3 protein-coding genes are annotated in these 3,796 nt (G+C 63.2%); 1 reads left to right on the forward strand and 2 read right to left on the reverse strand.

The window, feature by feature from the left end:
- On the forward strand, nucleotides 1-1,197 hold a 1,197-nt coding region (locus VEK15_09750; GenBank protein HXV60964.1), incomplete at its 5' end, for a hypothetical protein.
- Between the two features lie 10 nt (nucleotides 1,198-1,207).
- Here VEK15_09750 and VEK15_09755 read toward each other — a convergent pair.
- Together VEK15_09755 and VEK15_09760 are read right to left on the reverse strand one after the other, a co-directional pair.
- Nucleotides 1,208-1,873 carry a Uma2 family endonuclease gene (locus tag VEK15_09755; GenBank protein ID HXV60965.1) on the reverse strand — a complete coding sequence of 222 codons (666 nt, stop codon included), beginning with the start codon at nucleotides 1,871-1,873 and terminating at the stop codon, nucleotides 1,208-1,210.
- Nucleotides 1,874-2,048: 175 nt separating this feature from the next.
- A partial coding sequence (locus tag VEK15_09760; protein HXV60966.1) for an FAD-dependent oxidoreductase occupies nucleotides 2,049-3,796 on the reverse strand: 1,748 nt, incomplete at its 5' end.

Here is a 3,796-nt window from a genome sequence, read left to right on the forward strand (position 1 = left end):
CGCGTCGCTGTTCGGTTTGACCCGAGCCTATCGCATGTTCTCCGAGGCCACGTCTTGAGCCCGGAGGCCGTGACCGCCGAGCGCCGCCACGAGGTTCGCGAAGCCTTCGTGAGCTGGAAGCACGCGGGACTCGTCGACGAAGCGACTCTCGACGCGGTCGTCGGGCGTTTCCCCGATGACCGCGTTCGCGTGAAGCTCGCTTTCCGCGTGCTTCTGTTCTGCTTTACCGCGATTGCGCTCCTGGCAACGGCGGGCGTGCTCGGCGTGTTAGGAGCCGAGGCAACTCTCTTCTGTCTGGTGTTGGGCGTCGGGTCCTTCGCTCTCACCGAGATCCAGATCGTCCAGTATCGGCGTGCCCAGGGCGGAACCGAGGCCGCCACGTCCTTTCTCGCGGTGTGCTTCCTCACCGCCTTCTTTCTCTTGCTCTTCGAGGACTCGGGCATCTTCCGCGATTTTCTTCGGGTGACGACGCTCTTGACATCGATTCTGTTCGCTCTCGCCTCCTGGCGCTGGGGCTTTGCTCTCTACGGAGGTATCTCGGCGGCTCTCGGCTTCGCGTTTCTCGCGGTGATTCCTGGAGCCCGTATCTCATGGATCCTCGCCGCTCTCGTTCTCATTCCTTTCAGCTTCGCCGCGGCGCGGTCGGAGCGACTCGCTCCGTCCCACCGCGCGGCTTTCACCCAAATCCTCGCGGTCGCCGTGCTTGCTCTCTACGGAGCCGTTCACGTCACTTCTTACGAGAGGGGGCTTCTCGAGGACCTGAGCCCACCCGTCTCACAGCCTTGGCGACCGCTTAGCGTCGTGGCGACCGCTGGTGTTCCCATCGCCCTGCTCTTTCTCGGGATCACCAGACGCCACCGGCCCTTCCTTCACCTCGGGATTCTCCTCGTCGCTTCCTCTCTGGTGACGCTTCGGTTCTACGTCCACGTTGCGCCCCTGTGGGTCGTTCTCACCGGAAGCGGCGGCGCCCTGATCGCCCTCGTCATGCTCGTGCGCAACTATTTGCGGTCCGGCCGCTCCGGCGATCGATATGGCTTCATGGCCGACAGACTCGATACGCGATCCGGCACCGAGCTGCTCGAGATCGGAGCGGCGATGACGACCCTCGCCCCCGAGGCGGCCGCCCCGAGTCGAGAACCCGCTTTCAAGGGCGGCGGCGGGGAATCCGGCGGCGGCGGCGCGAGCGGCCAGTACTGACCGAGGCGCGTCACATCTCTGTTGGATCGGCGGCTTCGAGCCAAGCCTGGAAGGCCACGAGGACGTCGTACTGGTTCTGCGTCCGACTCCGACCGATCCAATCGGTCAGGCCCGCAGCGGTCAGCATGGGGAAAGCGAGACTCGACTCACCGGGCACGTAGTCCCCCGCCTGGAGGTGATAGATGGCGAGCGACTCTCCGTCATAACGCCAGATTTCGGGCACACCCAGGGATGCATAAACGGGAAATTTCGCGAACGAGCCATGGTGCAGATCCACTTCGACCACGATGTCGGGAGGCGGATCGACGTCGAAATTGATTTGCTTCTTCGTGCCGATAGAGCGGGCGTTTTGAGCGTAAAAACATGCGTCGGGCTCCGCTCCCTGACTCGGGCTCTTCTTCATCGTGATCGAACCGAAGTGGAGGACCTGGATTCGAAGTCCAAGACTCAGCGTGTTCACAAAAAGCTTGATGAGCTCCGCGTAGTGTTCGTGCTCCGCGGAAAGCACCATGACTTCCAATCTCCCCTGGTCGTAGCTCAGCCGCAGGCCCTTGGCCTCACCGACCGCGTCCAGCAGAGCCTCGTAATCCGCCCAACTGACGCCGCGAAGGACGAGCAAGCTGTCGGGTGGGAGCTGCCCAATCACCTCGGAGTAGGTCAAAGTCTGAGCGCTCATGACAGGTTCCTCAACAGCACAATCACATCTTAACCCAGCACGGTGGCAGCGAATCGCTCCGCAAATCTCTGAAGAGAAGGCCGGTACTCCCGCTTCGAGCCTTCGTCGTCAGAAGCGGAGACGACCATCATCGCGCATCAGGTGCTTCGTATCGAAGGGGAGGCCTTCTCACCGTTCACCGTTCGGCGGCGAGGTGGCACGATTTGCACGTCTCGACTTGAGAGAGACGATCGATGGCATGTCGATCGGAGTCGTAGGGGAACATCTCCGCGTGACATTGGCTGCAGATCGCTCCCCTCTCTCCGACGATCCGGTGCACTTTTTCGAAATGGGAGTAGCCCCACCGCGGTGAAGCGATCTGCTCCTCCAAATCGTGGCACGTCACGCACGCGGTTTGATCCAGGTCGCGATCCGCGGTGGGCCTCGGAGGCGCTTCGACCTCCGTCGTGGGCACGAGCGACCGCTGACGCTCGAGCTCGGAGAGAATCGTTCTTCCCACGACGCGACCGGTGACGATCGACGGGCCGAGAAACGTTCCTTCGAGTCCCGCCTTCCCGTTGATGCCGCCGAAGCCGCTCAGCTCACCGACGGCGTATAGACCCGGGATTGGACGTCCCTCTCCATCGAGAACGTGTGCCTCTAGATCGATGCGCACGCCACCCATGCTCTTTCGCGACAAAGGATAGAAGGGTAGCGCGTAGAAAGGCGGCGTGTCGATCGTGACGGGCGCCGGCTCCCCGTCGTCACTGCCTTGGGTCAGGTCGTAGCCCCGCGTCGCCGTTTTGCCGAAGCGGTGGTAGTCATGATCGGCGCCTTCCTCGACCATCTGGTTGTAGCGACGGACGCTCTCCGCGGTCACGTCCGGCGGAAGGCCGGCGGCCCGTGCCAGATCGACGATGGTGTCGGCTTTCTTGACCAGCTCCTGGTTGCTCAACAAGTGCCGCTCGATCGTCTCGAAATCGGCCCAGTCGGAGCCGCTAACGAACAACTGTCTCTTGCTCTTTTCGTCGAAAATGGCCCAGTACCGGGCCGGCTTCTGCTCGAGAAGTGCGCGGAACCGCACTTTCGTGCTTTCGAGCTCGTTCACGAACCGTTTACCCTCGAGGTTGAGCCAGATCGCGGCTCCGTTGCTCGCATTCAAGCCGCGGTTTTTGCCGGGGTAGCGGGGATCGGGAAGGCCGGTCGCGTAGTTCCACTGGTGGTCCATGTGGAACAGCTGGGCCCCGGCCCGCTGTGCGACCTCGTGCCCGGAGCCAACCGAGTTCAGGCCCGAGCCAGCGAGAAAGAGCTCGGGGAACTCCAACCCTTCGGGCCAGTGCTCACGCACCATGTCGAGATTGCTCTGGAATCCGCCGGTCGCGAGAACGACGTGAGGGGCCCGCAGCTCGGCAGGCTCGCGCGTGCGCGTGTCCTGACCTCTTATACCAACGACCCGATCTTCCTCGAGGACCAAACCGTCCACCTTGAAATTCCACAAGAAACGCACGTTGGGGTTGAGGAGGCACGCCCGGTAGATCGGGCTCACGAGACCGAGCCCCCTCCCGTCGGGATTGTGGAAGCGGGCCACGCTGTTCCCGGGAATCGCGGTGACTCCGCCGGAGAACGTGACCCCCATCCCGCTCACCCAATCGTAGATGAGCTCCCGCGAGTTGCGTACATAGAAGCTCACCCATCCCGGATGCGCGTCTTCGCCCCAGGTGAGGAAGTCTTTCTCTGCCAGCTCGTGACTGTCCCGGATCCCGGCCGCTTCCTGTGCCGGCGTTCCGACGATGCAGAGGCCCCCATGAGACATCACCGCGTGACCGCCGAAGATGGACCACATGTCCACCACGAGCACGGACGCGCCGCCGCGCGCCGCCTCGAGCGCGGCCGAGAGTCCCGAGATCCCGGCGCCCACGACGATCGCATCCGTTCCTCGTTCCG

The organism is Vicinamibacteria bacterium (assembly GCA_035620555.1).
In the GTDB taxonomy this organism is placed as follows: Bacteria; Acidobacteriota; Vicinamibacteria; order Marinacidobacterales; family SMYC01; genus DASPGQ01.